Raw genomic sequence first — 26,042 nt, forward strand, 5'->3', positions numbered from 1 at the left:
ACCCCCCCCCCCCCGCGGGGGGGGGGGGGGGGGGCCCCCCCCCGCGGGGGGGGGGGGGGGGGGGGGGGGGGGGGGGGGGGGGGGGGGGGGGGGGGGGGGGGGGGGTTGACCCGTGGGGCATTCGGGCGTAAACCGGAACGACTCAGGCGTGGCTCCCGGTGAGGGGTTGCGCGGGGGTGGCAGGGTGCGGGCAGGGCCGGGGTGATTGTCACCTGGTCCGATCATCGTCCCGTCCGGCGAGCAGCGAAGGTCTTCCATGCGACTGCGCAAAGCCCTTGCCCTCACCGCCGTTCTCTCCGCCGCCCTCGTCGCCGCCACCGCGCCCACCGCCGGGGCCGACATCGGTGCGGGCGGCGGGCGCCCCGCACCCGCGCTGCCCTCCCGTACGCAGGCCACCTGCGGGGACGGGAAGAGCACCTCCTTCCCCATCGGGGCGCGCATCCGGGGCGGTCCGGCCGTGTACCGCACCGGTGCCGGGCCGCAGACCTGGTACCTGGACCTGACCAACACCACGAACTCCGAGTGCACGGCCATCCATCCGATCGTCGTCTTCACGGACACGGCCCGCACCCTGCGGCCCGCGCACCTGCACATGGAGTTCGACGCCCCGGGCGGCACCTTCCCCGTCAGCCTGGAGCGGAGCGACCGCGACGAGATCATCGCCGTCTTCGACGGCGGTGACGCCTTCCCCGGGTTCACCGTCGGCCCCGGCGGGTCCCTGACCGTCAAGGTCGGCCTCGCCTTCGCCCCCGACGCGCCCCTCGGCGAGGTCGTCGCCGACGCCGCGCTCGTCCAGCGCAAGGGCGACGACGGCGACTGGATCGGCGAGGCCGGCGGCTACCGGTTCTCGGTCGGGGGCCCGGCCGACCCCGTCGAAGCGGGCTCCCTCGCCCACACCGGCCCGCGCGAGTGGGCGTACGGGGCCGGGGCCGTGGCCGCGCTCGCCACCGGGGGCGGACTGCTGCTCGGGGCCCGCCGGATGCGCCGTTCCGCGAGCTGAACGCGGCGGCCGCCACCTCGTCGCCCCACGGCGCCCGTCGCCCCGTGCCACCCCGTCGCCCCCGCGCCACCCAGTAGCCCCACGCCACCGCGGCGTCGACCGCCCCGCATAGAGTCCCACCGTGGAAGAACAGACCCATCGTCACCGCCCCGGCTCACCCGTGCGCTCCGGGATTCCCGAGCACGGTCGCATCCCCAAGTACTACGCCGTCAAGGCCCGGATCTCCGAGCTCCTCGACGAGCTCGGCGAGGGCGGCGCGCTGCCCACCGAGCGCGATCTGGCCGAGCGGTACGAGGTGTCCCGCGAGACCGTCCGCCAGGCCCTGCGCGAGCTGCTGCTGGAGGGCCGGCTGCGCCGTTCCGGCCGCGGGACCGTCGCCGCGGGGCCCAAGCTGGAACAGCCCCTCTCCCTCGCCAGCTATACCGAGGGCGTGCGCCGCCAGGGCCGCCGCCCGGGCCGTCATCTCATCGGCCTGGAGCAGTTCCCCTGCCCGTCCGACCTCGCACCCGGTATCGGCGCCGAGCCCGGCGAGCCCGTCTGGCACCTGGAGCGGGTCCTGCTCGCCGACGACGAGCGCGTGGGCCTGGAGAGCACGTACATCCGGGTGGCCCGGGCCCCGCGCCTGGACCTCGACTTCCGGCCCGACTCCTCCTTCTACGGATACCTCCGCGACAGCCTCGGCATCTCCTTCGGCGAGGCCGACGAGAAGTTGGAGACGGTCCTCGCGACCCCCCGCGAAGCCCTGCTGATCGGCACTCCTCCCGCCCTTCCCATGCTGCTCATCCACCGCTTCTCGCGGGACCAGGACGGCAGGCCGCTGGAGCGCGTGCGTTCGCTCTACCGTGGTGATCGGTTCAGCTTCACGACTCGTCTGCGTGCTGAATAGTCCAGAATCCATCCATCCGTATCGCTCATAAGGGGTGCATTGATGTCACAGAAAGATAACGGGTCTAGTCCAAGTGTCGAGGCCTGTTCACCGGCGCGTTGCCGAACGGCTCCTTCCGCGTCACGGTCCGCACCCACCGTTGCCGACGTGAGAGTCATAGTCGTCGGAGGCGGCGTGGTCGGCACCATGCACGCCTGGCAAGCAGTCGAACGCGGCCACGAGGTCGTCCAGATCGAGCGAGAAGCGGAGGCCCGCGGGGCATCACTGCGCAATTTCGGCCAGATCTGGGTCAGCGGACGGGCCGGGGGCGAGGAGCTCGACACCGCCCTGCGGGCCCGCGAGCTCTGGGAGCGCATCGGCGCGGAGGTGCCCGGCCTGGGCTTCCGCGCCAACGGCTCCCTCACCCCCGTCCGCACCCCCCGCGAACTCGCGGTCGCCGAGGCGGCCCTCGCCCGCCCGGACGCCGCCGCCCGCGGCTACAAGCTGCTCACCGCGGCCGAGGCGCGGGAGATCAACCCGGCGCTGCGCGGCTCCTTCGAGGCCGCCCTGTGGTGCGAGCGGGACGCGGCCGTCGAGCCGCGCACCGCGCAGCTCCACCTGCGCGAGGCCCTGCGCGCCTCGGGCCGCTACACCTTCCTCGCCGGACGTGAGGTCCGCGAGGTGGTCGGCCCCGCGGCCGTCCGCGACGACCACGGCGACACGCACCGCGGCGACGCGGTGGTCCTGGCCACCGGCGCCTGGCTGTCCGGCCTGGTCCGCGAACTGGCCCCCGACCTACCCGTGCGCCGCGTCCGCCTCCAGATGATGCAGACCGACCCGCTCGGCGAGCGGCTGACGACCTCGGTGGCGGACGCCGACAGCTTCCGCTACTACCCCGCCTACAAGTCCCCCGCGCTCGACGTCCTCAACGCCGAGCAGGAGCAGCCGCCGATCGCCGCCGCGCACGCGATGCAGCTCCTGATGGTCCAGCGCCGGGACGGCGGACTGACCATCGGCGACACCCACGAGTACGAGCACCCCTTCGCCTTCGACACCCTCGAAGACCCCTACGAGCACGTCGCCGCAGTGGCCGAGTCCTTCCTGGGCCGCCCGCTGCCGCGGATCCGCCACCGCTGGGCGGGCGTGTACGCGCAATGCACCGACACCACCCGCGTCGTCCACCGCCAGCAGGTGGCCGACGGCGTCTGGCTGGTGACCGGACCCGGCGGGCGCGGCATGACCTGCTCGCCCGCCATAGCCGAGACCACCGCCAACGAACTGGGCTGGTACGTCAGATGAGCGACATCGCGAACGAAACCGGAACCGCCCCCACCACCGAGCTCACCGCGGACCTCACCACCGGCGCCACCCGCCGCAAGCTGGTCGTCCTCGACATGGCCGGCACCACCGTCGCCGACGGCGGCCTCGTCGAGCGCGCCTTTGAGCGGGCCGCCGAGCGAACCGGCGTCGAGCCCGGCACCCCCGACCACGCCGAGAAGCGCCAGTACGTCCTCGACACCATGGGCGAGTCCAAGATCTCCGTCTTCCGCCACCTCTTCGGTACGGAGGAACTCGCCCGGCGCGCCAACACCGCCTTCGAGGAGGCCTACGGAGAACTCGTCGACGGCGGTCTCGTCACCCCGCTCCCCGGCGCCCGCGCCGCGATCGACAGGCTCCGCGCCGACGGCCGCACCGTCGTCCTGACCACCGGCTTCGCCCGCGTCACCCAGGACGCCATCCTCGACGCGCTCGGCTGGCAGGACCTCGCCGACCTCACCCTCTGCCCCGCGGACGCGGGCGGCCGTGGCCGCCCCTTCCCGGACATGGTGCTGACCGCGTTCCTGCGCACCGGCGCCGTGGACGACGTGAGCGACATCGTGGTCGCGGGCGACACCGCCTTCGACATGCTCAGCGGCCACCGCGCCGGCGCCGGGATCGTCGCGGGCGTCCTCACCGGCGCCCACGACCGCGCGGCGCTCACGGAGCACGGCGCGACCCACGTCCTCGGCTCCGTCGCCGAACTCCCCGACCTCCTGATGGAGTCGGCGTGAGCGGGATCCGCTTCGACGGCGTCAGTGTCGCCTACGGCGGACACACCGTCCTGGACTCCCTCGACCTGAGCGTCGAACCGGGCGAGGTGATGGCCCTGCTCGGCCCCTCCGGTTCGGGCAAGACCACCGCCCTGCGCGCCGTCGCCGGTTTCGTACGGCCCCTCAGCGGCCGGGTGCTGATCGGCGACCGGGACGTCACCGCGCTCCCGCCGCACAAGCGAGGCATCGGCATGGTCGTCCAGCAGTACGCGCTCTTCCCGCACATGCGGGTCGAGGACAACGTCGCCTTCGGCCTCAGGGCGCAGAAGGCGGCCAAGGCCGAGATCCCGGGCCGCGTCGCCGAGGCGCTGGAGATGACCGGGATGGCGGCCTACGCCCAGCGCTACCCGCGCGAGCTCTCCGGCGGCCAGCAGCAGCGCGTCGCCATCGCCCGCGCCCTCGCGATCCGCCCCGGGGTGCTGCTGCTCGACGAGCCGCTGTCCGCCCTCGACGCGCAGCTGCGCTCCGGGATGCTCGCCGAACTGGCCCGGCTGCACCGCGAACTGCCCGACGTATCGATTCTCTACGTCACCCACGACCAGGTGGAGGCGCTCACCCTGGCCGACCGGATCGCCGTCATGGACAAGGCCCGGCTGCAGGACTGCGGGACACCGAAGGAGCTGTACCGGGCCCCGCGCACCGAGTTCACCGCCTCGTTCGTCGGCAATGCGAACCTGCTGCCGGTGACGGTGGCCGAGAGCGGCGCGCTCTTCGAGGGCCGGGTACTGACCCTCGACCGCGGGCGGGCGGCGCCGGGCTCCACGGCCACCCTGTGCGTACGGCCGCACCTGCTCGGGCTCGGCGCCGGCCCCAACGCGCTGAGCGGCACCCTCGCCGAGGTCCAGTGGCGCGGCTCGACGCACCGGCTGTACGTGGACGTCGGCGGGCACCGGGTGAAGGCGGACCTCCCCGAGCTGCGGGAGACGCCCGCGCTGGGGGACCGGGTCACGCTGCACTTCGAGCCGCGGGACGCGGTGCTGTTGGGGGCGGGGGTGTCCCGTGGGTGACGCCTCGCGGCGGGCCGCGCCCCGTCCGTCCGTCGGCCCGCCCCGGGCCGAACCACCACGGGGCTCCGCCCCGGACCCCGCGCCTCAAACGCCGGCGGGGCCGGGAGGTGCCCCGGTAGGGCCGGGGGGTGCCCCGGTAGGGCCGGGAGAGCGGGGTTCGGGGCGGCTGCGGGTGCCGCGGAGTGTGTGGGCGGTGCCTCCCGTGGTCGTGCTCGGGCTGGTGTTCCTGTATCCGCTCGGGCTGGTCGTGCAGCAGTCCCTCACCCCCGAGAACGGCGGCGGCGCCTTCGACGCGTACGCCTCCGTCTTCGCCTCGCAGAGCTTCCGCGAGGCCCTCGGGACCACCGTCTGGCTGGCCGTCGGCGCCACCGCCGGCTGCCTCGTACTCGGCTTCGCGCTCGCGCTGGTCATCGCCTTCGTGCCCTTCCCCGGGGCCCGCGCCGTCGCCAAGTTCATCGACGTCTTCCTCTCCTTCCCCTCCTTCCTCATCACCCTCGCCCTCCTCTTCGTCTACGGCACGGTCGGCATGGCCAACGGCCTCGTCACCGACCTCACCGGCGCCGCCGAGGGGCCCTTCCACTTCCTCACCACCCCCTGGGGCGTCCTGCTCGCGGAGATCACGTACTTCACGCCCTTCGTGATGCGCCCGCTGCTCGCCGCCTTCTCCCAGCTGGACACCGCCCAGCTGGAGGTCGCCGCCGGGCTCGGCGCCCGGCCCGCCCGGATCGTCCGGCAGGTGATCCTGCCCGAGGCCCTCCCGGCCCTCGCCGCCGGCGGCAGCCTCGTCCTGGTGATGTGCCTCAACGAGTTCGGGATCGTCCTGTTCACCGGCGCCAAGGACGTCACGACCCTCCCGATGCTCATCTACGGCAAGGCCATCCTCGAATCCGACTACTCGGCCGCCTGCGTCGTCGCCGTCGTCAACATCGCCATATCCGTCGGCCTGTTCGGCCTCTACCGGGTGGTGGGCAAGCGTGCTGGTGCATAGCAAGATCGGCCGCTGGGCCGCCTGGAGCCTTTTCGGTCTCCTCTTCCTGCCGCTGTTCGCCCTGCCCCTGCTGGTCGTGGTGGCCGCGTCCTTCTCGTCCCACTGGTCCGGGGCCTTCCCCTCCGGTCCGACCACCGGGAACTACGCCGCCGCCGTGCGCGGCGAATCCCTCCAGGCCCTGACCACCAGCCTGGTCACCGCCGTCGCCGCCAGCCTGCTCGCGCTCGCCGTCGGGACCTGGGCCGCGCTGGCCGCGGCCACGTTGCAGAAGCGCGGGAAGCGGGTCATGGACGCGCTGTTCATGCTGCCCGTCGCCGTGCCGTCCGTGGTCGTCGGCCTCGCCGTGCTCGTCGCGTTCAGCCGGCCGCCGGTCCTGCTCAACGGCACCGCCTCGATCGTCGTCCTGGCGCACACCATTCTTGTCACGGCGTTCGCCCACCAGTCGGTTTCGGCTGCGATCGTACGGCTGGACCCCGCCTACGAGCAGGCGGCGGCCTCGCTGGGCGCCCGTCCCGCGTACGTGCTGTGGCGGGTCAAACTGCCCCTCCTGCTGCCGTCCCTCACGGCCGCGGCCGGACTCTGCTTCGCCCTGTCGATGGGCGAGCTGAGCGCCACGATGATGCTCTACCCGCCGGACTGGATGCCCCTGCCCGTCCGCATCTTCACCGCCACCGACCGCGGTTCGCTCTTCGGCGGCTCCGCCGTCGCCGTGGTCCTGATGGCCGCCACCCTGCTGGTCCTCCTGGCCGTCTCCCGCGTCCGCACCCGGGCCTCCTACCGCTGAACCCCGTACGTCCCACCCCCGTCGGCTCCCTTTCCCCGTAAGGAAGTTCCATGACCGGCAAGAGACTCCTGCGCACCGCCCTCGTCGTCACCGGCAGCCTCGCCCTCGGCTCCTCCCTCACCGCCTGCGGCGGCTCCTCCGCCACCGACTCCGAGGGCGGCGAGAAGGTCGTCACCGTCTACAGCGCAGACGGGCTCAAGAGCGAGAAGGGCGACGGCTGGTACGACAAGGTCTTCGCCGACTTCACCAAGAAGACCGGCATCGAGGTCAAGTACGTCGAGGGCGGCTCGGGCGAGATGGTGCAGCGCGCCGTCCGCGAGAAGACCAACACCCAGGCCGACGTACTGATCACCCTGCCGCCCTTCATCCAGCAGGCCGACGGCAAGGGCCTGCTCCAGGCCTACAAGCCGCAGGGCTCGGACAAGGTCAACGGCGGGGACAAGTCCGCCGACGGCAAGTGGACCTCGGTCGTCAACAACTACTTCGGCTTCGTCTACAACAAGAAGGAGCTCGCCGAGGCCCCCAAGACCTGGGAGGAGCTGCTGGACGCCGAGTACAAGGGCAAGCTGCAGTACTCCACCCCGGGCGTCGCGGGCGACGGCACCGCCGTGCTCATCAAGGCGATGCACGACTTCGGCGGCAAGGAGCCGGCGATGGAGTACCTGAAGAAGCTCCAGGCCAACAACGTCGGCCCGTCCTCCTCCACCAGCAAGCTCGCGCCCAAGACCGACAAGGGCGAGCTGCTCGTGGCCAACGGTGACGTGCAGATGAACTTCGCGCAGTCCAAGTCCATGCCGAACCTGGGTATCTGGTTCCCGGCGAAGGACGGCGGCGAGCCCACCACCTTCGCCCTGCCGTACGCGGCCGGTCTGGTCGACAAGGCCCCGCACACCGAGAACGGCAAGAAGCTCCTCGACCACCTCCTCAGTGAGGAGGCCCAGGCGCTGGTCAGCGGGATCGGCGGCGGCTTCCCCGCGCGCACCGACGTCAAGCCGACCGACGCCAACGCCGTCGAACTGACCAGGCTCATGGGCGGTGTCGAGATCTTCGAACCGGACTGGACGGACATCGACAAGAACCTCACCGCCTACGTCGACGCGTGGAAGTCGGCAACCGGAAGCTGACCGGCTACTTCCCGGCCACCCAGGACCGGCAGAGTGACGCTCGCATAACGGGTCTGGACCGAGGGCCGCACCTTCGGTCCGGACCCGGCACATGCGAAACGCCCCCGTCCCTTTCGCCGCTCACTTGCTCCCAGGAGGAGTACGTGTCCCCTGTCCTGCCCGGACGTCGTGCCATCGCCGCGACCGCCGTCACCTCCGCCCTGATCGCCGCCACCTTCGCGGCCGGCCCCGCAGGCGCCGCCGACGCGGCCTCCAACACCGACAAGGTCCTCGTCATCGGCATCGACGGCGCGGTCCTGGACCGCGTCAAGGTCGCCAACGCGCCGCACCTGAACGGCCTGATGGCCCAGGGCCTGACCGCCCGCAGCACCCTCTACGCGGGCCCGATGGCCGCCACCTCCTCGGGCCCCGGCTGGTCCACGATCGCCACCGGCGCCTGGCCCGACAAGCACGGGGTGAAGGACAACTCCTTCACCGGCAAGAACTACGCCGCCTACCCGGACTTCCTGACCCGCATCGAGAACGCCAGGCCGGCGCTCAACACGTACGCGGCCGCCGACTGGGAGCCCATCACCTCCACCGACCAGAACGGCCCGATCTTCTCCCCGAAGGTCGACAAGCGCCTCTCCCTCAAGGGTGACCGCGACGGCTACCGCAACGAGGACCCGAAGATCGCCGCCGCGGCCGCCGCCGAACTGCGCGACCAGAACCCGGACGCCGCCTTCGTCTACCTCGGCGAGATCGACGCGGCCGGCCACTCCTCCGGCGCGGCCAGCCAGCAGTACCTCGACACGATCGCCCGCGTCGACGTCCTGGTCGGCCAGCTCCTGACCGCCGTCCAGAACCGCCCGACGTACGCCCAGGAGAACTGGAAGGTCCTGGTCACCACCGACCACGGCCACACCAACTCCGGCGGCCACGGCGGCTCCACCATCCAGGAGCGCGGCACCTTCGTCATCGCCCGGGGCCCGGGCATTCCGGCCGGTTCGGTGCGCGACGACGTGAAGCCGGCCGACGTCGCCGCGACCGCCCTCGCCCAGGTCGGCGTCGGTGCCCCCGGCATCGACGGCACCCCGCTGAACGCCCCCGACTCCGACCCCTTCGACACCCTGCGCCCGAACCTCCAGGCCCGGGTGGACGAGACGGGCATCCCGGCCGGGGTGAAGGGCTTCACGCACACCCCGCCCGCCGGCTGGTCCGTCGACAACTCGAAGATGGGCACCGGCGGTGTCACCGAGTGGGCCGGCTGGGCCTTCGCGACCGACGAGTTCTGGAGCCAGTCGCAGCGCGACCAGTGGCGCGAGCTGAACGTCCGCTCGCGTGACGTCTTCGCCGTCGCCGACTCCGACGAGTGGGACGACAAGAGCCACACCGGCACCTTCGACTCCACCCTCATCACCCCCAAGTGGGCGGTCACCGGCGGCAGCACCTGGAATCTGACCTTCCAGACCCACTACCGTCAGGAGGCCGGCCAGACCGCCCAGGTCCTGGTCTCCTACAACGGCGGCGCCCCGACCGTGGTGAAGTCCTACACGGCCGACGCCGTCGCGAAGTCCGAGTCGCTCGCCCTCCAGGTCCCGGCCGGCGCCACCGACGTCCAGGTCCGCTTCCGCTACAGCGGCGACAACAACTGGTACTGGACCGTCGACAACGTCCGCCTGGGCTGATCCGCCCCGGTCCGACGCCGGTCCGACACCGGTCCGGCGCCCTCCGGGGTCCGGGCCGTGGACAGCAGAGACGTCCACGGCCCGGCCCCGATAGGGTGGTACAGACCAGAAGTCGCAGGTCACCGAGAGCGGAGAACAGTCCCGTGGCAGAGCGCAAGCCGATCGAATCCTGGCTCACCGACATGGACGGGGTCCTCATCCACGAGGGCACCCCCATTCCCGGCGCCGATGCCTTCATCAGGCGGCTGCGCGAGTCCGGCAAGCCCTTCCTGGTGCTGACCAACAACTCGATCTACACCCCCCGCGACCTCCAGGCCCGGCTGCACCGGATGGGCCTCGAAGTCCCGGTCGAGAACATCTGGACCTCGGCGCTGGCCACCGCCAAGTTCCTCGACGACCAGCGCCCCGGCGGCACCGCGTACGTCATCGGCGAGGCCGGTCTGACCACCGCCCTGCACGACATCGGCTACATCCTGACCGACCACGAGCCCGACTACGTGGTCCTCGGCGAGACCCGGACGTACAGCTTCGAGGCGATGACCAAGGCGGTCCGCCTGATCAACGCGGGCGCCCGCTTCATCTGCACCAACCCCGACGAGACCGGCCCCTCCACCGAGGGCCCGCTCCCGGCCACCGGCGCGGTCGCCGCGCTGATCACCAAGGCGACCGGCAAGAAGCCGTACTTCGCCGGCAAGCCGAACCCGCTGATGATGCGCACCGGCCTGAACGCCATCGGCGCGCACTCGGAGACCAGCGCGATGATCGGCGACCGGATGGACACCGACGTGCTGGCCGGTCTGGAGGCGGGCATGCAGACCTTCCTCGTCCTCACCGGTCTGACCACGGAGAAGGACACCGAGAAGTTCCCGTTCCGCCCGACCAAGACGGTCGCCTCGATCGCGGACCTGGTCGACCTGGTCTGACGCGGACCGCCGAACGGGCGTACCGCGTTTGGGGCGTACGGCTGACACGTACGGCGCCGCTCCGGATGCGCGGCGGCGCGGCGCGCGTGAATCTCCTTGTCGAGGAGGTTCATCATGCGCAGTGTTCCGATCGCTGTCCGCGCCACCGCGATGGCCGTCACCCTGGCGGCGTTCTCGGTGGTGACCGCGCCGATCGCCCTGGCGGGCGAGGAGGACCGCGGTGACCGCGGTGACCGCGGCAGCATCGCGGTCGACCCGAATCCGGCTCACCCCGGAGCGCAGGTCAAGCTGCGCGTCCAAGGCTGTGACGGGACCCGCGGAGCGGCCAAGTCCGCCGCGTTCGTCTCGGACGTCGACCTCTACGGCCGGGACGGCGGACGCAGCCCGCTCTACGGCGAGGCGACGATCAGCTCGCACGTCTCGCCCGGCCGGCACTCCGTCCGGGTGATGTGCGACGGCCACGAGAAGATCAGCGGCTCGGTCCAGATCTCCCAGTACCGCCCGTCCCACCACCCCAGTCCCGTCTGGCCGGTGCACGCGGGCGGCGGCGGCATGGCCGCCGAGCTCGCGGCCGATACGGCGAAGAAGAGCCACAGCGGTGACGGCCCGGGGCTGCCGCACACGGTGATCGGCGCCATCCTCGCCGCCGTGGCCACGCTGGCCGTCGCGGGCCGGGCGCTGGCACTGCGCCGCCGCCGCAGCGGTGAGTGAGGGCGGTGAGCGAGGAGAGGGCCTCCGCGGGCGGCCGGCTGCTGACCTTCGCCGCCTGGGCGGTACTGGTCCTGGGCCTCTGGCTGTGGGGCCGCCAGCTCACCGTGGCGCCGGCCCCGCCCGCGGGGCAGGCCGGCGGGACGGTGGGTCCGGGGCTGCCGGCCGCCCACGCCCCGCTCGCCGCGGCCCTCCCGCAGCGCGTCGACCTGCCCTCCATAGGCGTCCAGGCCCCGGTGATCCCCCGGGACCTGGACAAGGACGGCGCGATCGAGCCGCCCCCCTACGACCAGCCGGGCACGGTGGGCTGGTGGGGCCGGGGCACCCAGCCGGGGACGGTCGGGACGGCGCTCATGGTGGGGCACGTGGACACCCGCTCGAAGCCGGCGGTGTTCTACGGCCTGAGCTCGGCGCAGCCGGGCGACAAGGTGCGGGTGGTGCGGGCGGACGGTTCGGTCGCCGAGTTCACGGTCGAGGACGTACGGGTCTACGAGCGCGCGGCCTTCGACGCGCACAAGGCCTACGGCCAGCGGGTGCGGGGCCGCGCGGAGCTGCGGCTGGTGACCTGCGGGGGCTCGTACGACAAGGTGGCCAAGGAGTACACGGCGAACGTGGTGGTCTCCGCCTATCTGACGGGCGTGGGAGCCCGCCCGGGCGCCCCGGGTACCGCGGCCTGAGCAGGCGAAACAGGTGAAACGCAATCCGGAACGAAGAAGCCCCCCGCAGCTTTCGCTGCGGGGGGCTTCTTCCGTCTGTGCGCCGCCAGGGACTCGAACCCCGGACCCGCTGATTAAGAGTCAGCTGCTCTAACCAACTGAGCTAGCGGCGCTTGGTGACAGGGAAAACTCTACCCCACGTCCGGGGGTGTCCGTGACCAGCCACGCCCGCCTTGTCCGATTAACTCATGTTTGAGGGGTTCATCGTGCACGATATGTCTGCGCGTGCCGCATCTGATGCCTTATCAGGTGCGGCTCCCGCCGACCAGTGGACGAGCAGGGGAGTGGACGGAACCGCATGACGATGCAGCCTCCGACGCATGTGCAGATGCCGATGCCCGGTTTCGAGGAGTACGAGCCCGCGGGCGACTGTGTGTGCCGGGGATGCGCCCAGCGCCGCCGCGCCCTCGCCCGTGCGCGGGCCATACCGCTCCGGGACGGGGGGCACCCGGCCGCACGCGGCGCCCGCCGGGCGCTGGTGCTGGCCACCGCCGCGGGAGTGGTCCTCGGCGGCGGAAGCGCGACCGCGATGGCCCTGACCACGCCGGCCCCGGGTCCGGTGTCCCAGGACGACCCCGGCTCCCCGCAGGGCGCCCGGACCCCGCTGCACGGTCCGAAGGGCGGGCCGGTCGGGAAGCCCGGCGCCCCGGCCCAGCCCGGCGCCGTGCGCCGGATCGACCGCGCGACGATCGTCAACCGGGCGAAGCTGTGGCTGGACGCCAAGGTCCCGTACAGCATGTCCGAGTACTGGACGGACGGATACCGGCAGGACTGCTCGGGCTATGTCTCCATGGTCTGGAACCTCGGTACGAACGAGTGGACCGGCAGCCTCGACAAGTTCGCCACCAAGATCACCAAGGATGAGCTGCTGCCGGGGGACATGCTGCTCTTCCACAACCCGGCGGACCCGAACAACGGCTCGCACGTGGTCATCTTCGGCGGCTGGGTCGACGAGACGCACACGCACTACGTCGCCTACGAGCAGACGCGCCCGAACACGCGGAAGCTGGCCACGCCCTACGGGTACTGGAGCAACGCGGCGAAGTACGTCCCGTACCGGTTCAACGGGGTGCCGGGCGGGATCCTGCCGGACGCTCCCGGCCCGAAGCCGGGGGACGCGAAGGCCTTCCCGGGCGTGGACAAGTTCGCCCCCGGCGCCACCAACGACCACGTGGCCCAGCTCGGCCGGATGCTGATCGACCGCGGCGGCTACCGCTTCTACCCCAAGGGCGTGGCCGACCGGACGTGGAGCGACCACGACAAGCTCGCCACCGCCGCCTTCCAGCGCGCACAGGGCTGGTCGGGCGCGGAGGCCGACGGCATTCCGGGCGCGCACACCTGGCGGCTGCTGGTCGACAAGCAGGGCAAGAACATCCCGCCGTCGGTGGCGGGCGCGCCGGGGCCGGGCGGCGTACGGGCCTTCCCGGGTGCCTCGGTGTTCCGCCCGGGCCAGTCGCACGAAGCCATCCTGGCCCTCGGCCGCCAGCTGGTGAAGAAGGGCTTCGGCACGTTCTACACATCCGGTCCGGGCCCCGTCTGGAGCGAGGCCGACCGCCGCAACGTCGAGGCCTTCCAGCGTGCGCAGGGCTGGACCGGCGCCTCGGCCAACGGCTACCCGGGCCCGGAAACCTGGCGCCGGCTGTTCGCATGACGGAGGTAACGATGTTCCCCACGCGCACCACCTCGACGACGGGCACCCTCCGAGTGCCGCCCCTGGCCGCCCCGGGGGCGGCCCGGGCGGCTGAACCCGCAGCCGCGCCGCCCCCCGCCCCGGCACCGCCCGCCCCGGCCCCCGCCGCCGGTCCCGCGGCCCACCCGGCGCACACCGCCGCGCCGACACCTGTGGCCGGGCCGGCGCCGATGGCCGGGCCGGCGCCGGTGGCCGCGCCGGCACCGATGGCCGGGCCGGATTCCTCGGCCGCACCCGCGTTCACGGCCGGCCCCGATTCCGTCCCGATGCCCGCGCCCGCGGCCGCGTCGGCTTCCGAGGCCGGGCTCGCGTCCGGCGTCGTGTCCGGGCCCGTGTCCGGGCACATGCCCGGGCCCGCGCCCGCGGCCGAGAGCGTCCCCCGGCCCGCGGCCGCGCCGACTTACGCGTCCGGGCTCGTTTCCGTCATCGGGCCCGAGCCTGCGCTCGCGGCCGCGCCGCAGGCGTCGGCCCTGGTGGGCAGCCCCGCCGCGGCGGAGCACGCGGGCGTCGCCGAGGCCTCGTTCGGCCGGGCCGCGTCGGAGGCCGCCCGCCCGGCGCCCGAGCCGCCGCACGGGTGGGAGGTGCCGGCCGCCCGGGCCCACCCGTACGACGAGGGGGACCAGGGCGCCGACCCGTCGGCCGCCGCCACGGCCCTGGACATCCCGCACCCGCAGGCCGAGGAGGTCCGCGCGGGGGTCGCCACCCTGCGCCTGCGGGCCGCCGAGGCCGATGCCGCCCCGGAGGTAGCGACAGAGACAGAGGCGCAGACAGAGGCACCGGCAGAGGTGGCCGCCGCACCCGCCCCGACGGACGCGGCAGCGCAGCCGCACTCCGGTGTCCCCGGGCCCGGACCGGTCGAGATCGTTGCCCGGGCGGTGGCCCGCGGCCTGGAGGAGGCCGACGGCACGCCGGACCTCCCGCACGTCGCGGCCCACCGGGGTACCTCGGTCATCGAGGTGCCGGTACACCTCCCGTTCCGCAGTACGCAGCGGCTCCCGGTGGTGCCCGCCCCCGCGGCCACCCCGGCGCCCGCGCCCGCCCGTGCGCCCCGCCCCGCCCCCGGCCGCCGCGTCCCCCGCGGGGACGACCGGCTCCGGGAGCAGCGCGGCCCGGTGCTGCCCGGCTGGGTCGGCGTGTGCGTCGGCGGGCTCGCGCTCGCCGGCTGCGCCGCCGTGCTCTGGCGGGCCGGGGTCGTCCCCGCCCCCGTGGTGGCGGCCTTCGGCGCGACCCCCCGCGCCTACCACGGCCTGCGCGCCACCCACTGGCCCCCGCTCGCCTTCCTCGGCATCGTCGCCCTCGTGGCGCTAGGCGGCCTCGGCCGGGCCCGTACCGGGCACGCCTGGGTGCTCACCCTCTTCGGGCGCTACCGCGGCACGGTCCGCCGTACGGGCCTGACCTGGGTGAGTCCCCTCCTGCTGCGCCGCCGGATCGACGTACGGCTGCGGCACTGGCGCAGCGACCCGATGCCCGCCGTGGACTCGGGCGGCCTCGCCCTCCAGGTCGTCGTCCAGGTCGTCTGGCAGGTCAAGGACACCGCACGGGCCACCCTCGCCGTCGAGGACCACACCGAGTACCTCGCCGAGCAGGTCGAGTCGGCGATGGCCCGCGTGCTGTCGCAGCTGCCCGCCGACGCCTTCCACGAGGACGCCCCGACCCTGCGCGACGCCGAGGCCGTCGGTGACGCGCTGACCCGGATGCTGGCGGCCGAGACCGAGGCCGTCGGGATCGAGGTCTTCTCGGCCCAGCCGACCCGCATCGAGTACGCGGCCGAGGTGGCCGAGGCCATGCGCCGCCGCCGGGTCGCGGCGATCGACGCCAAGCACCGGGACACCGTGCTGAGCTCGGTCGTGGACGCCGTGGACGACACCGTCCACCGGCTGACCTCGCGCGGACTGGTCGAGCTCGACGACTACGAGCGCAAGGCACTGGTGAAGGACCTCACCGTCGCCTTCTACACGGGCCGCTCCGAATAGGGGATCCGGCGGGGTCGTGAGCATGCGGGAGAACGGGTGGCCGGAAGGTAACGGACCACCCGTTTTCCCATTGGTATGGACATGGCCAACTCTCGTCAATAATCTGGGACTTGGTCTAGACCTGATCCCCACACGCGCGCGCTCTCACCGAACTCCCCCCACGTTCAAGGAGCATCATGCGTCCCATCCGCATGCCCAAACGGGCCGGCATCGCCGCGCTCGGCCTCGGCCTCGTCGCCGGGATCACCCTCGCCAGTGCCCCCAGCGCCAGTAGCCACGGCTACACCGACACCCCGATCAGCCGCCAGAAGCTCTGCGCCAACCGGACCGTCTCCGACTGCGGCGCGATCCAGTGGGAGCCGCAGAGCGTCGAGGGCTTCAAGGGGTTCCCTGCCGCCGGTCCCGCCGACGGCAAGATATGTTCCGGCGGACTCTCCCAGTTCTCCGAGCTCGACAACCCGCGCGGCGGCGGCTGGCCCACCACCAAGGTGACCAGCGGGCAGAGCTACTCCTTCCGGTGGCAGTTCACCGCCAACCACTCCACCACCGACTTCAAGTACTACGTCACCAAGAACGGCTGGACCGGCACCAAGGCCCTCACCCGTGCCGACCTCGAACCCCAGCCCTTCCTCACGGTCGCCTACAACGGCGCCCGCCCCGCCATGTCCACCGTCCACCAGGGCGCCATGCCCAGCGGCAAGTCGGGCCGGCACCTGATCCTGGCCGTCTGGACCGTCAACGACACCCCGATGGCCTTCTACGCCTGCTCCGACGTTCAGTTCTGACGCAACGTCAGCTACCCTCCGGCGGCATGCGGACGACGACTGCACCCGAAACCGTCGCGGAGCTCATAGCGCGCCAATGGGGCGACCATCGGACCGGGCTGAAACACGAGGACGGCCTCCTCACCCACCACCGGACCGCCCAGGAGGCCGCTGCGCGCGCCGCGCTCCTCGTCGACCTCATGCCTCCGGGGGCCGAGCCGCACCTCGGGGTCCTGCTCGACAACACCCCCGAGTTCCCGTTCTGGCTCGGCGCGGCGGCCCTTGCCGGGGCCGCCGTCGCCGGGCTCAACCCCACCCGGCGCGGCCCCGAGCTGGCCCGCGACATCCTCCACACCGAGGTCCGGATCCTGATCACCGAGCGCGCCCACCTGCCGTTGCTGCGCGGCCTCGACCTGCCCGGCGTACGGGTCCTGGTCACCGGCACCGAGGAGTACGAGGCCCTCCTCGCCCCCTACGCCGCCGCCAAGCCCGGCGAAGCCGTCCTGCGCACCCCCGGACCCGACTCCCGCCTCCTCCTCTACTTCACGTCCGGCTCCACCGGCGCCCCCAAGGCCGCCATCTGCACCCAGGGCCGCCTCGCGGCCGCCGGATCGGCGCTGGCCCGCCGGTTCACCGTCACCCCGGACGACGTCCACTACATCTGCATGCCGCTCTTCCACGGCAACGCCGTCATCGCCGACTGGCTGCCGGCGCTCGTCGGCGGTGCCCCGGTGGCCCTGCGCCGCCGCTTCTCGGCCTCCGCGTTCCTGGACGACGTACGGGAGTACGGGGCCACCTACTTCACCTATGTCGGGAGGGCGATCCAGTACCTCCTGGCCACCGAACCCCGCCCCGACGACCGTACGCACCACCTGCGGCTCGGCTTCGGCACCGAGGCCGGGGCGGTGGATGCGGCCCGCTTCGCCGAGCGGTTCGGGGTCCGGCTGGTGGAGGGCTACGGAGCCACCGAGGGCGGCGCCTCCGTCCAGAGCACCCCGGACACCCCGCCGGGCGCGCTGGGCCGGGCGGGCGCGGGCGACGACCTGGCGGTGATCGACCCGCGGACGGGCGCGGAATGCCCGCCCGCGGTACTCACCCCGGACGGCCGGCTGACCAACGGCTCGGCGGCGATCGGCGAACTGGTCAACCGGGGCCGCAGCCTGTTCGAGGGGTACTGGCGCAACCCGGACGCGGAGGCCGACCGCACCCGGGACGGCTGGTACTGGACCGGGGACCTCTTCTTCCGCGACGCGGCGGGCTTCCTCTACTTCGCGGGCCGCACCGACGACCGACTCCGGGTCGACAGCGAGAACCTCGCCGCGGCGATGATCGAGAACATCCTGGCCCGCTGGACGGATGCGGCGGCCGTCGCCGTCTACGCCGTCCCGGACGAGGTGGCGGGGGACCAGGTCATGGCGGCGCTCGCCCTCCGGGAGGGTGCCGGGTTCTCCCCGGAGGCCTTCGCGGCCTTCCTCGCGGCGCAGCCGGACCTCGGCACCAAGATGGCCCCGCGCTACGTCCGCATCGTCGAGTCCATGCCGACCACGGCAACGAACAAGATCCATCGCGTCTCCCTCCGCCGCGAGGGCTTCCGCTGCGAGGACCCGGTCTGGCACGGATCCCCCACGGGCGGCTACACCGCTCTCGACGGCGCCGCCCTGACCACCCTGCTCGCGGCGTACGAGACCCGCGGCCGGTCCGACCTCCTGGCCCGCTGATCCGGCGGCGAAACCACCCCTTGGCGGGGCCCGGCGGGGGCTTGTGGGGCTCCGCGGGTCATGGTTTTGAGCACCCCTGGGGACCGGGTAGTATTTTCTCTGCCAGCAGGCGCCGCTAGCTCAGTTGGTTAGAGCAGCTGACTCTTAATCAGCGGGTCCGGGGTTCGAGTCCCTGGCGGCGCACCTGTCCTTCGGGCGGTTTCCGGTTCACCGGGAACCGCCCGAAGTGTTTTCCGGCCCGTACGGCAGAAGGCCGCCGGCCCCGCCCGCCCTAGAGCGTGAGCGACAGCAGCAGCGGTGCGGCCTTGCGGTTCAGGGTGTCCGCGGCGGCGCGCAGCCGGTGCGCGTGCTCGACCGGCATGGACAGGGCCAGGCAGCCCACCGAGGCCCCGGCCGTGATCGGAACCGCCGCGCAGACCGTGCCCACCGCGTATTCCTGCAGGTCCAGCATGGGCACGGTGGCAGGCTGGGCGTCCAGCTTGGAGAACAGGATCCGCTCGTTCACGATCGTCTTCGACGTCAGCCGGGCGATCTTGTGCCGGGACAGGTGGTCGCGCCGCCCGTTCAGGTCGAGCTGTGTCAGCAGGCACTTGCCGACCGCGCTGGCGTGCGCCGCGGAGCGGAAGTCGACCCACTCGTGGACCTTCGGGGTGCGGGGACTGTCCGCGAACTGTGTGATCCGGACCTCACCGTCCACGTACCTGCTGATGTACACGGCCGCGCCGACCGAGTCGCGCAGCCGGTCCAGCGTCTCCTGGAGCTTGTCCGTGAGCGCCTGCTGCCGGTCGATGCCGGAGCCGAGCAGGACGAGGGAGTCCCCTATGGCGTACGCCCCGTCGGACACCTGCAGCACATATCCCTCCCGGCGCAGCATGAGCAGCATCGGGGCGAGATGGACTGCGGGCAGGCCGGTCTCACGCGCGATCTGCACGTCCGTCACACCACCGGTGTGACGTGCGATCGTTTCGAGTACGCGTAGTGCGTACTGCACCGAGTGGAACGGCGCGGTCGGCTCGGGCTTCAGCGCCACGGTTTCCCCCCTAGCAGGTTGTTACCGCTTGCCCTACCACGATAGCCATCAAGAGGCCCATGTGGAGCGCCTGTTGAGGAGATTGATGGCTCATTCAGGTCCGTCTGCCAGGATCTACTCCATTGGCATATGCCACGGTCATGAGCCTTGCCCCGCACTACCGGGAATGCCGGGCGGCCGCTCACGGTTCGAGTTCTTCGTACGGTGTCGCACTGATGTCGTGCGTACGGGAGAGCGAAACGGGAGCGACGATGAGTGACGCAGGGGACGACGCACAGGGCCACGCGAACGGCAGCGGGGCGGCGAAGCGGAACACGAGCGGGATCCGCGGCACCGCGCACGGCCGGGCGGCCGTACCGCTCTCCGTCCTGGACCTCGTCACCGTGGGCGCGGGCAGTACCGCCCACGCCTCCCTCCGCACCAGCGTGGAGCTCGCCCGCCTCGCGGAGTCCCGCGGCTACCACCGCCACTGGGTGGCCGAGCACCACTCCATGCCCGGCGTCGCCAGCTCCTCGCCCGCGGTGATCCTGGCCCACCTCGCCGCGCACACCTCCCGCATCCGGCTCGGTTCCGGCGGGGTCATGCTGCCCAACCACGCCCCGCTCGCCGTCGCCGAGCAGTTCGGCACCCTGGAGGCGCTCGCCCCGGGCCGGATCGACCTGGGCCTGGGGCGCGCCCCCGGCACCGACGGCCGCACGGCCGCCGCGCTGCGCGGGCCCGGGCGGCTCGACGAAGCCGCGGACGAGTTCCCCCGGCGCCTCGCGGAGCTCACCCGCTTCCTCGACGACGACTTCCCCGACGGCCATCCGTACGCCCGCGTGCACGCCGTACCCGGCCCGGTCCAGGGTCCCGTCGGACGCCCGCCGCTGTGGCTGCTCGGCTCCTCCGGTTTCAGCGCCGGCCTCGCCGGCGAGCTCGGCCTGCCCTTCGCCTACGCCCACCACTTCTCGGCGGCCGGCACCCTGCCCGCGCTCGACCTCTACCGCCAGAGCTTCCGTCCCTCGGCCGTCCTCGACGCCCCCTACGCCGTCATCGGCGTCTCGGCCCTCGCCGCCGACACCGACGAGCAGGCCCGCGCCCAGGTCCTGACGGGCGCGCTGTCGATGCTGCGCCTGCGCACCGGACGGCCCGGCCTGATCCCGACGCCCGAGGAGGCGGCGGCGTACGACTTCTCCCCGATGGAGCGGGAGTTCGTCGACAGCTGGCTCGCGAACGTCGTCCACGGCACCCCGGACGAGGTCCGCACCGGGCTGGACGACCTGGCGAAGCGGACGGGCGCGGACGAGCTGATGCTGACCGCCAACGCCCACAGCGGGGAGGCCCGGTTGCGTTCGTACGGGCTCGTCGCGGATGCATACGGCATGCCCCTGGAGGCACCCGCCGCCGGTTGACGGTGTGCGAACGCGGTTTTGCTGGTTCATTGCCGAAACCTTGCGGGAAGCTGCCTGAAGGCAGCCTTAAACCGCTCGTCACCCGGGGTGGCGAGCGGTTTCTGATGTGTGCTCAACCCTCTGACTTGGGGAAATAGCGCGGGAGTGGTCTAGTCCTTCTTTGGTCCGAACCATTGACGCGGGGCTTGAGTGATCGCTATCACTTCTCTCACCCGAACCTCTCGCTCTCTCCTCCCAGCCCCCCGGAGGCAGTTCATGCACATCCGTAAACCCCTTATCGCTGCCGCCGCCACGGCCGCGCTGGCAGCCGGAGCGCTTGCCTCCTTCGCGGGACTCGGTACCGCCTCGGCCGCCGACGCCGGAACCACCGCCTCGGCCGGCGGCGTCCGCATCGCCTACTACGACCAGTGGAGCGTGTACGGGAACGCCTTCTACCCCAAGCACCTCGACACCCGCGGCATAGCGGGCAAGCTGGACGTCATCAACTATTCGTTCGGCAACATCCACCCCACCAACCTCACCTGTTTCGAGGCGAACAAGGCGGCGGGCGACGACAACAACCCCAACGCCGGTGACGGTGCGGGCGACTCGTACGCCGATTACCAGAAGTCCTTCAGCGCCGCGGACAGCGTCAGCGGGGTCGCCGACAAGTGGGACCAGCCGATCGTCGGCGTGTTCAACCAGTTCAAGCAGCTGAAGGCCAAATACCCCCACCTGAAGATCAACATCTCGCTGGGCGGCTGGACCTACTCCAAGTACTTCAGCGACGCGGCGAAGACCGACGCCTCCCGCAAGAAGCTCGTGTCCTCCTGCATCGACCAGTACATCAAGGGCAACCTTCCGGTCGAGGGCGGCTACGGCGGCCAGGGCGTCGCCGCCGGCATCTTCGACGGCATCGACATCGACTGGGAGTACCCGGGCTCCTCCGGCGGCCACCTCGGCAACCACTACGCCCCCGAGGACAAGCAGAACTTCACCCTCCTGCTCAAGGAGTTCCGCGAGCAGCTCGACGCCCACGGCCAGGCCAACGGCGGCAAGAAGTACCTGCTGACCTCGGCCCTCCCGGCCGGCCAGGACAAGATCAAGTACATCGAGACGGACAAGATCGGCGCGTACCTCGACTACGCGAACATCATGACGTACGACATGCACGGCGCCTGGGACAGCGACGGCCCCACGTACCACCAGTCCCCGCTGTACTCCCCGGCGGGCGACCCGACCGACCCGATCGCGCCGGGCACCCAGAAGTACAGCATCGACAACGCCATCGACTCCTGGATCGACGGCAACGCGGCCTACGGCATCACCGGCGGCTTCCCCGCCAACAAGCTGACGCTGGGCTACGAGTTCTACTACCGCGGCTGGAAGGGCGTCCCCGCCGGGGCGAACAACGGCCTCGCCCAGTCCGCGACCGGCGCCTCCGGCGCCCGGCCCACCAGCCAGCAGGCGGGCATCGCCAACTACAAGGAGCTCGGCGGCCTCGTCGACAACCCGGCGACCACCTTCTGGGACGACCAGGCCAAGGCCTCGTACTTCTACAAGGACGGCGAGTTCTTCACCGGCCTGAACCAGAAGGCCATCCAGGCCCGGGTCGACTACGGCAAGCAGCGCGGCCTGGCCGGCGCGATGATGTACTCCCTGCTCGGCCTGGACAACAACACCACGCTGCTGAACCAGATCTCGGACGCCCTCGGCGGCACCACGGTCCCGCCGACCACCCCGCCGACGACGCCTCCGACCACTCCGCCCACGACCCCGCCCACCACGCCTCCGACCACCCCGCCGACGGGCTGCGGCTCGACCCCGGCGTACGTCGCGGGCACGGTCTACACCGGTGGCAACGAGGTCGCGCACAACGGCCGCAAGTACAAGGCCCAGTGGTGGACGCAGAACGAGACCCCGGGCACCACGGGTGAGTGGGGCGTCTGGAAGGACCTCGGCGCCTGCTGATCTCCCCCCACCCCGCGCCGAGCGACACCTCCGCCCCGCCCCCACTCTCCCGGGGGTGGGGCGGAGGTGTGTCACATGGTTGCCGGATTCGCGACATCGGTACGTGTCGATCTCGCTACGCTCGGCCACAAGCTCGTTCTCCGCTTGGGGGTACCCGTCTCATGGCCCAGGTCCGTGACATCGATCCCAGCGCCTCGCCGCTGGACTACTACAGCTACGAGCTGCGCCGACTGAGAGAGGAAGCGGGCCTCAAGCAGGCGCAGCTGGGCGGGATCATCTTCTGCACGGGCTCCCTGATCGGCATGATCGAGAACAGCAAGCGGGTCCCGACCCGGGACTTCTCGGAACGGGTGGACGCGGCGCTGGGCACGGACGGGTTCTTTTCCCGCCTGGTGGGGCTGGTCCTACGGAGCGTGCTGCCGACATGGTTCCAGGCGTACGCCGAGATGGAGGCGCGGGCGACCTTTATCTCCACGTTCCAGTGCCAGCTGGTCCACGGGCTGTTGCAGACAGAGTCCTACGGGCGAGCCTTGCTGAGCGTCGACCGCCCGGACCAGGTCGATGAGCTGCTCGCTGCCCGAATGGACAGGCAGCGCATCTTCGGCAGCGAGAATCAGCCCGCGTTGTGGGTCGTACTCGCCGAGGCTGTGCTGCATCAAGAAGTCGGAGGCCGCGACGTCATGCGGGGTCAGCTGGATCACCTCGTGAGCTTTCTGGATCACCCGTGGGTGCAGATTCAGGTGCTGCCCTTCTCCGCGGGGCAGCACACGGGCATGCTCGGGTCATTCACCTTGCTCCGCTTCGATGATGACCCGGACGTGCACTACGAAGAGGGCTATGCCCAGGGGTACATGACGGCCAATCCGCCCGTGATTAGGGAACGTTCGGTCGGTTACGCTCGGCTGCAAGCCGCAGCGCTCTCGCCGGAGCACTCAGCGGTGCTGATCGCTCGTGTGATGGAGGAACGTTATGGGGAACGGTCTGGAACTGGCGAGCGCGCAGTGGCGTAAGTCGAGCTACAGCGGAACCACCGGCGGTGAATGCGTCGAGTGCGCCCCCCTCGGCGGAGCCGCTTGGCGCAAGGCTTCGTACAGCGGTGGGACCGGCGGCGACTGCGTCGAGGTGGCCGCACAGCCCTGCCTGGTCGCGGTGCGGGACTCCAAGAACCCCGGCGGGCCCGCCTTCGCCGTGACTCCCGAGGCCTTCGCGACCTTCGTCCGGAGCCTCTGAGGCAATCTCCCGGCAGCCCTGGGATGCGGGGCGGCCGGGAGTGGTCGACGCTGGAGGAGCGGGCCCGTGGATCCTTCATGGCGTTCTCCCGGTCCGGACTCGCCCTTCCCCTTTCCTCTCGCGTGAGGAGTCGACCCATGCGCGACGACTTCCGTTTGGCAATCCGGAGCGCCCCGACGTACAGCCGGGGTGAACCGGTGCCCCTCATCTTCGAGCTGGAGAACCTGGGCGACAGGGACTACCGGCTGCTTGTCTGGAACACCCCGCTCGAAGGTGAAGTCTTCAACTTCCTGGAGGTGCGGCACGAGAGCCACGTCGTTCCTTACGACGGACGGCTGGTCAGCCGCACGGACCCCGATCCGGACTCCTACCGCACCATCCGCATCGGCGAGACCATCGTCGAAGAGCTCGACGTATCCGATTCGTTCGCACTGGACGAGCCCGGCACGTACGAGGTCACCCTGTTGGTGCGGTTTATGGATGTCATCCCCGTCGTCGGGACGGAGGCCATCACCGCACGTCCCCGGCAGGAACACCAGGGACTCACCCTCGGTCCGGTCAGCACGTCCTTCGAACTCCTGCCGAACGGCACCGCACGGTCCACGTCGGGCGAGCGGGCGCGCAGGGAGAAGCCGAAGGACGACGCCCGGCAGGTCGTGATCGCCCCGGACACGGAACGCCCGTCGGCCCTGCTGCGGGACATCGTCCTTCCCCCAGGGTTCGCGGAGGTGTTCGCCGCGCACGACAACGCGTGCGCCTGGCTGGACGCGGCCATCGCCGAGCTGGACAGCTGGAGCGGTCGGACGGACAACATCCTCTACAGGGAATGGTTCGGGGTGGACAGCGTCTCCCGCTACAAGACCGTGCGGGACCGCATGGCCGGGACACGCGCCTGGATGAAGAGGGAGATCACCTACGACCTGAGCCCTTCGGACTGCGGAGTCAACACCACCAACTACACCCACCTCGGATCGGACACGGTCTATGTCTGTCCGGCCTTCTACACACTCCCGGCGACCGGAACCGATTCCCGGTTCGGCGCCATCGCGCACGAGTGGAGCCATGCGGCCACGAACGTCGACACCGACGACATCGTCTACGGCCTTCCGGCTTCGCGCGCCCTCGCGATCAGCAACCCGGACAAGGCGGCGAAGAACGCCGACAACTACAGCTCCTTCGTCGAAACGCTCAGCCTCCGCATGCTGACCGCGCCCGTTTTCTGGCCCAACGGCAAGGTGTACGTGTTCGCGGGTGGCCAGTACTACCGGATCGACCCCGGCACACGGCGGGTCGACCCCGGCTACCCGCTGCCCATCAACCCGAACTGGCCCGGATTGTGGGGCGACCGGATCGACGCCGGTGTGGTGTGGCCCAACGGGAAGGCGTACTTCTTCCGCGACAGCCAGTACATGCGGTACGACATCGCGACCGACAAGGTGGACGCGGGCTACCCGCTGCCCATCGGCCAGTTCTGGCCCGGTTTGTGGGGCGACCGGATCGACGCGGCGATCGTCTGGAACAACGGCAAGGCCTATTTCTTCCGCGACAACGAGTACATGCGCTACGACATCGCCGCCGACAAGGTGGACCCCGGCTACCCCAAGCCGATCGCCGGCAACTGGCCCGGCCTGTGGGGCGACGGCATCCAGGGTGCCGTGATGTGGAACGACGGCAAGGCGTACCTGATGCGCGGCTGGCAGTACGTCGGCTACGACGTCGCGGCGGACCGGGTCGCCCCGGCGTACCCGCGGGCGATCGGCGAGAACTGGCCCGGCCTGTGGAGCGGCGGAGGCATCGACGCGGCGATCATGTACAACAACGGCAACGCCTACTTCATGCGTGGAACCCACTACAGGGGCTACGACATCGCGGAAGACCGGGTCGTCAACCCCAACTACGAACTGACCATCGCCGGGAACTGGCCGGGCCTGTGGGACACGGTCGATTCGGGCATCCCGTGGCCCAACGGGAAGGTCTATTTCTTCCGCGGCAGGCAGTACATGCGCTGGGACATCGCGACCAACCGGGTGGACCCCGGCTACCCACAGCCGATCGCCGGCAACTGGCCCGGCCTGTGGAGCGACCGGATCGATGCTGCCGTCCTGTGGCCCAATGGCAAGGCGTACTTCTTCCGCGGCAACCAGTACATGCGGTACGACATCGCCGCCGACCGGGTGGACCCCGGATACCCGCTGCCGATCAGCCCGTACTGGCCCGGTCTGTGGGGCGACGGGGTCGACGCCGGGATCGTCTGGAACAACGGGAAGGCGTACTTCTTCAAGGGCTCGCAGTACATGCGGTACGACATCGCCGCCGACCGGGTCGACGACGGCTACCCGCTGCCCATCGGCTCCAACTGGCCCGGCCTGCCCGGCCGCACGGCATAGGCACTCGGAGGCGTTCGGCGCCTTCGCCCCGTGCCTC

Annotated in this window: 22 protein-coding genes and 2 tRNA genes; 22 read left to right on the forward strand and 2 right to left on the reverse strand. The window is 71.5% G+C overall.

Translation table 11 applies throughout. From position 1 onward, the window contains the following. Positions 1-256: 256 nt before the first annotated feature. The 12 genes from ACIQZO_RS11495 to ACIQZO_RS11550 all read left to right on the forward strand — a co-directional run bounded on the left by ACIQZO_RS11495 (position 257) and on the right by ACIQZO_RS11550 (position 11,833). A complete protein-coding gene (locus tag ACIQZO_RS11495; protein ID WP_403623651.1) occupies positions 257-1,000 on the forward strand; it encodes a hypothetical protein in 744 nt (247 codons plus the stop codon). Positions 1,001-1,121: 121 nt separating this feature from the next. Beyond that, positions 1,122-1,886, forward strand: a complete 765-nt coding sequence (locus tag ACIQZO_RS11500; protein ID WP_403623654.1) for a GntR family transcriptional regulator — start codon at positions 1,122-1,124, stop codon at positions 1,884-1,886. Positions 1,887-2,033: 147 nt separating this feature from the next. Beyond that, complete coding sequence (locus tag ACIQZO_RS11505; protein ID WP_403623657.1) at positions 2,034-3,164, forward strand: TIGR03364 family FAD-dependent oxidoreductase; 1,131 nt, start codon at positions 2,034-2,036, stop codon at positions 3,162-3,164. Beyond that, positions 3,161-3,916 (forward strand): phosphonatase-like hydrolase, encoded by a 756-nt coding sequence (locus ACIQZO_RS11510; protein ID WP_403623660.1) that lies wholly within the window; start codon positions 3,161-3,163, stop codon positions 3,914-3,916. The genes ACIQZO_RS11505 and ACIQZO_RS11510 overlap by 4 nt, the downstream gene beginning before the upstream one ends. After that, a complete protein-coding gene (locus ACIQZO_RS11515) occupies positions 3,913-4,962 on the forward strand; it encodes an ABC transporter ATP-binding protein (protein ID WP_403623663.1) in 1,050 nt (349 codons plus the stop codon). Before ACIQZO_RS11510 ends, ACIQZO_RS11515 begins: the two co-directional genes overlap by 4 nt. A 166-nt stretch (positions 4,963-5,128) precedes the next feature. Next, complete coding sequence (locus ACIQZO_RS11520; protein WP_403624251.1) at positions 5,129-5,950, forward strand: 2-aminoethylphosphonate ABC transporter permease subunit; 822 nt, start codon at positions 5,129-5,131, stop codon at positions 5,948-5,950. Beyond that, positions 5,937-6,734: an ABC transporter permease gene (locus ACIQZO_RS11525; RefSeq protein ID WP_403623667.1), complete on the forward strand. Its 798-nt coding sequence runs from the start codon at positions 5,937-5,939 to the stop codon at positions 6,732-6,734. The genes ACIQZO_RS11520 and ACIQZO_RS11525 overlap by 14 nt, the downstream gene beginning before the upstream one ends. Before the next feature lie 50 nt (positions 6,735-6,784). After that, the gene (locus tag ACIQZO_RS11530) at positions 6,785-7,858 is read left to right on the forward strand and encodes a 2-aminoethylphosphonate ABC transporter substrate-binding protein (protein ID WP_403623670.1); all 1,074 of its coding nucleotides are present in this window, start codon (positions 6,785-6,787) and stop codon (positions 7,856-7,858) included. A 143-nt stretch (positions 7,859-8,001) separates the two neighbouring features. Further along, positions 8,002-9,525 carry an alkaline phosphatase family protein gene (locus ACIQZO_RS11535; RefSeq protein WP_403623673.1) on the forward strand — a complete coding sequence of 508 codons (1,524 nt, stop codon included), beginning with the start codon at positions 8,002-8,004 and terminating at the stop codon, positions 9,523-9,525. Between the two features lie 143 nt (positions 9,526-9,668). Then, positions 9,669-10,448, forward strand: coding sequence for an HAD-IIA family hydrolase (locus ACIQZO_RS11540; protein WP_403623676.1), 780 nt, complete (start codon positions 9,669-9,671; stop codon positions 10,446-10,448). Between the two features lie 114 nt (positions 10,449-10,562). Then, entirely contained in the window at positions 10,563-11,159 is a 597-nt protein-coding gene (locus ACIQZO_RS11545; RefSeq protein ID WP_403623679.1) for a hypothetical protein, read from the forward strand. A 5-nt stretch (positions 11,160-11,164) separates the two neighbouring features. After that, a complete protein-coding gene (locus tag ACIQZO_RS11550) occupies positions 11,165-11,833 on the forward strand; it encodes a class F sortase (protein WP_403623682.1) in 669 nt (222 codons plus the stop codon). Positions 11,834-11,911: 78 nt separating this feature from the next. Here ACIQZO_RS11550 and ACIQZO_RS11555 read toward each other — a convergent pair. Continuing rightward, a tRNA-Lys gene (locus ACIQZO_RS11555) sits at positions 11,912-11,985 on the reverse strand. A 215-nt stretch (positions 11,986-12,200) separates the two neighbouring features. Between ACIQZO_RS11555 and ACIQZO_RS11560 the strand changes: the two genes are divergently transcribed. The 5 genes from ACIQZO_RS11560 to ACIQZO_RS11580 all read left to right on the forward strand — a co-directional run bounded on the left by ACIQZO_RS11560 (position 12,201) and on the right by ACIQZO_RS11580 (position 18,200). Beyond that, positions 12,201-13,523, forward strand: a complete 1,323-nt coding sequence (locus tag ACIQZO_RS11560; protein WP_403624254.1) for a peptidoglycan-binding protein — start codon at positions 12,201-12,203, stop codon at positions 13,521-13,523. Between the two features lie 11 nt (positions 13,524-13,534). Further along, entirely contained in the window at positions 13,535-15,535 is a 2,001-nt protein-coding gene (locus ACIQZO_RS11565) for an SPFH domain-containing protein (RefSeq protein WP_403623685.1), read from the forward strand. A gap of 191 nt (positions 15,536-15,726) precedes the next feature. Next, positions 15,727-16,320: a lytic polysaccharide monooxygenase gene (locus ACIQZO_RS11570; RefSeq protein ID WP_403624257.1), complete on the forward strand. Its 594-nt coding sequence runs from the start codon at positions 15,727-15,729 to the stop codon at positions 16,318-16,320. Positions 16,321-16,346: 26 nt separating this feature from the next. Beyond that, positions 16,347-18,017, forward strand: a complete 1,671-nt coding sequence (locus ACIQZO_RS11575; protein ID WP_403623688.1) for an AMP-binding protein — start codon at positions 16,347-16,349, stop codon at positions 18,015-18,017. Positions 18,018-18,126: 109 nt separating this feature from the next. After that, a tRNA-Lys gene (locus ACIQZO_RS11580) sits at positions 18,127-18,200 on the forward strand. Between the two features lie 88 nt (positions 18,201-18,288). On the opposite strand, the gene ACIQZO_RS11585 is transcribed toward ACIQZO_RS11580, so the two are convergent. Next, on the reverse strand, positions 18,289-19,047 hold the full coding sequence (locus tag ACIQZO_RS11585; protein WP_030718073.1) for an IclR family transcriptional regulator: 759 nt from the start codon (positions 19,045-19,047) through the stop codon (positions 18,289-18,291). 251 nt (positions 19,048-19,298) lie between these two features. Between ACIQZO_RS11585 and ACIQZO_RS11590 the strand changes: the two genes are divergently transcribed. From ACIQZO_RS11590 to ACIQZO_RS11610, 5 genes are all read left to right on the forward strand, one after another. Continuing rightward, a complete protein-coding gene (locus tag ACIQZO_RS11590; RefSeq protein WP_403623691.1) occupies positions 19,299-20,438 on the forward strand; it encodes an LLM class flavin-dependent oxidoreductase in 1,140 nt (379 codons plus the stop codon). Positions 20,439-20,693: 255 nt separating this feature from the next. Then, positions 20,694-22,388, forward strand: coding sequence for a glycosyl hydrolase family 18 protein (locus ACIQZO_RS11595; RefSeq protein WP_403623694.1), 1,695 nt, complete (start codon positions 20,694-20,696; stop codon positions 22,386-22,388). Positions 22,389-22,549: 161 nt separating this feature from the next. Continuing rightward, a complete protein-coding gene (locus ACIQZO_RS11600; protein WP_403623697.1) occupies positions 22,550-23,398 on the forward strand; it encodes a helix-turn-helix transcriptional regulator in 849 nt (282 codons plus the stop codon). Then, positions 23,358-23,618 (forward strand): DUF397 domain-containing protein, encoded by a 261-nt coding sequence (locus tag ACIQZO_RS11605; protein WP_403623700.1) that lies wholly within the window; start codon positions 23,358-23,360, stop codon positions 23,616-23,618. The genes ACIQZO_RS11600 and ACIQZO_RS11605 overlap by 41 nt, the downstream gene beginning before the upstream one ends. A gap of 137 nt (positions 23,619-23,755) precedes the next feature. Further along, positions 23,756-26,005 carry a hemopexin repeat-containing protein gene (locus tag ACIQZO_RS11610; RefSeq protein WP_403623703.1) on the forward strand — a complete coding sequence of 750 codons (2,250 nt, stop codon included), beginning with the start codon at positions 23,756-23,758 and terminating at the stop codon, positions 26,003-26,005. Positions 26,006-26,042 lie beyond the last annotated feature (37 nt).

The organism is Streptomyces sp. NPDC097617 (assembly GCF_044761485.1).
In the GTDB taxonomy this organism is placed as follows: domain Bacteria; phylum Actinomycetota; class Actinomycetes; order Streptomycetales; family Streptomycetaceae; genus Streptomyces.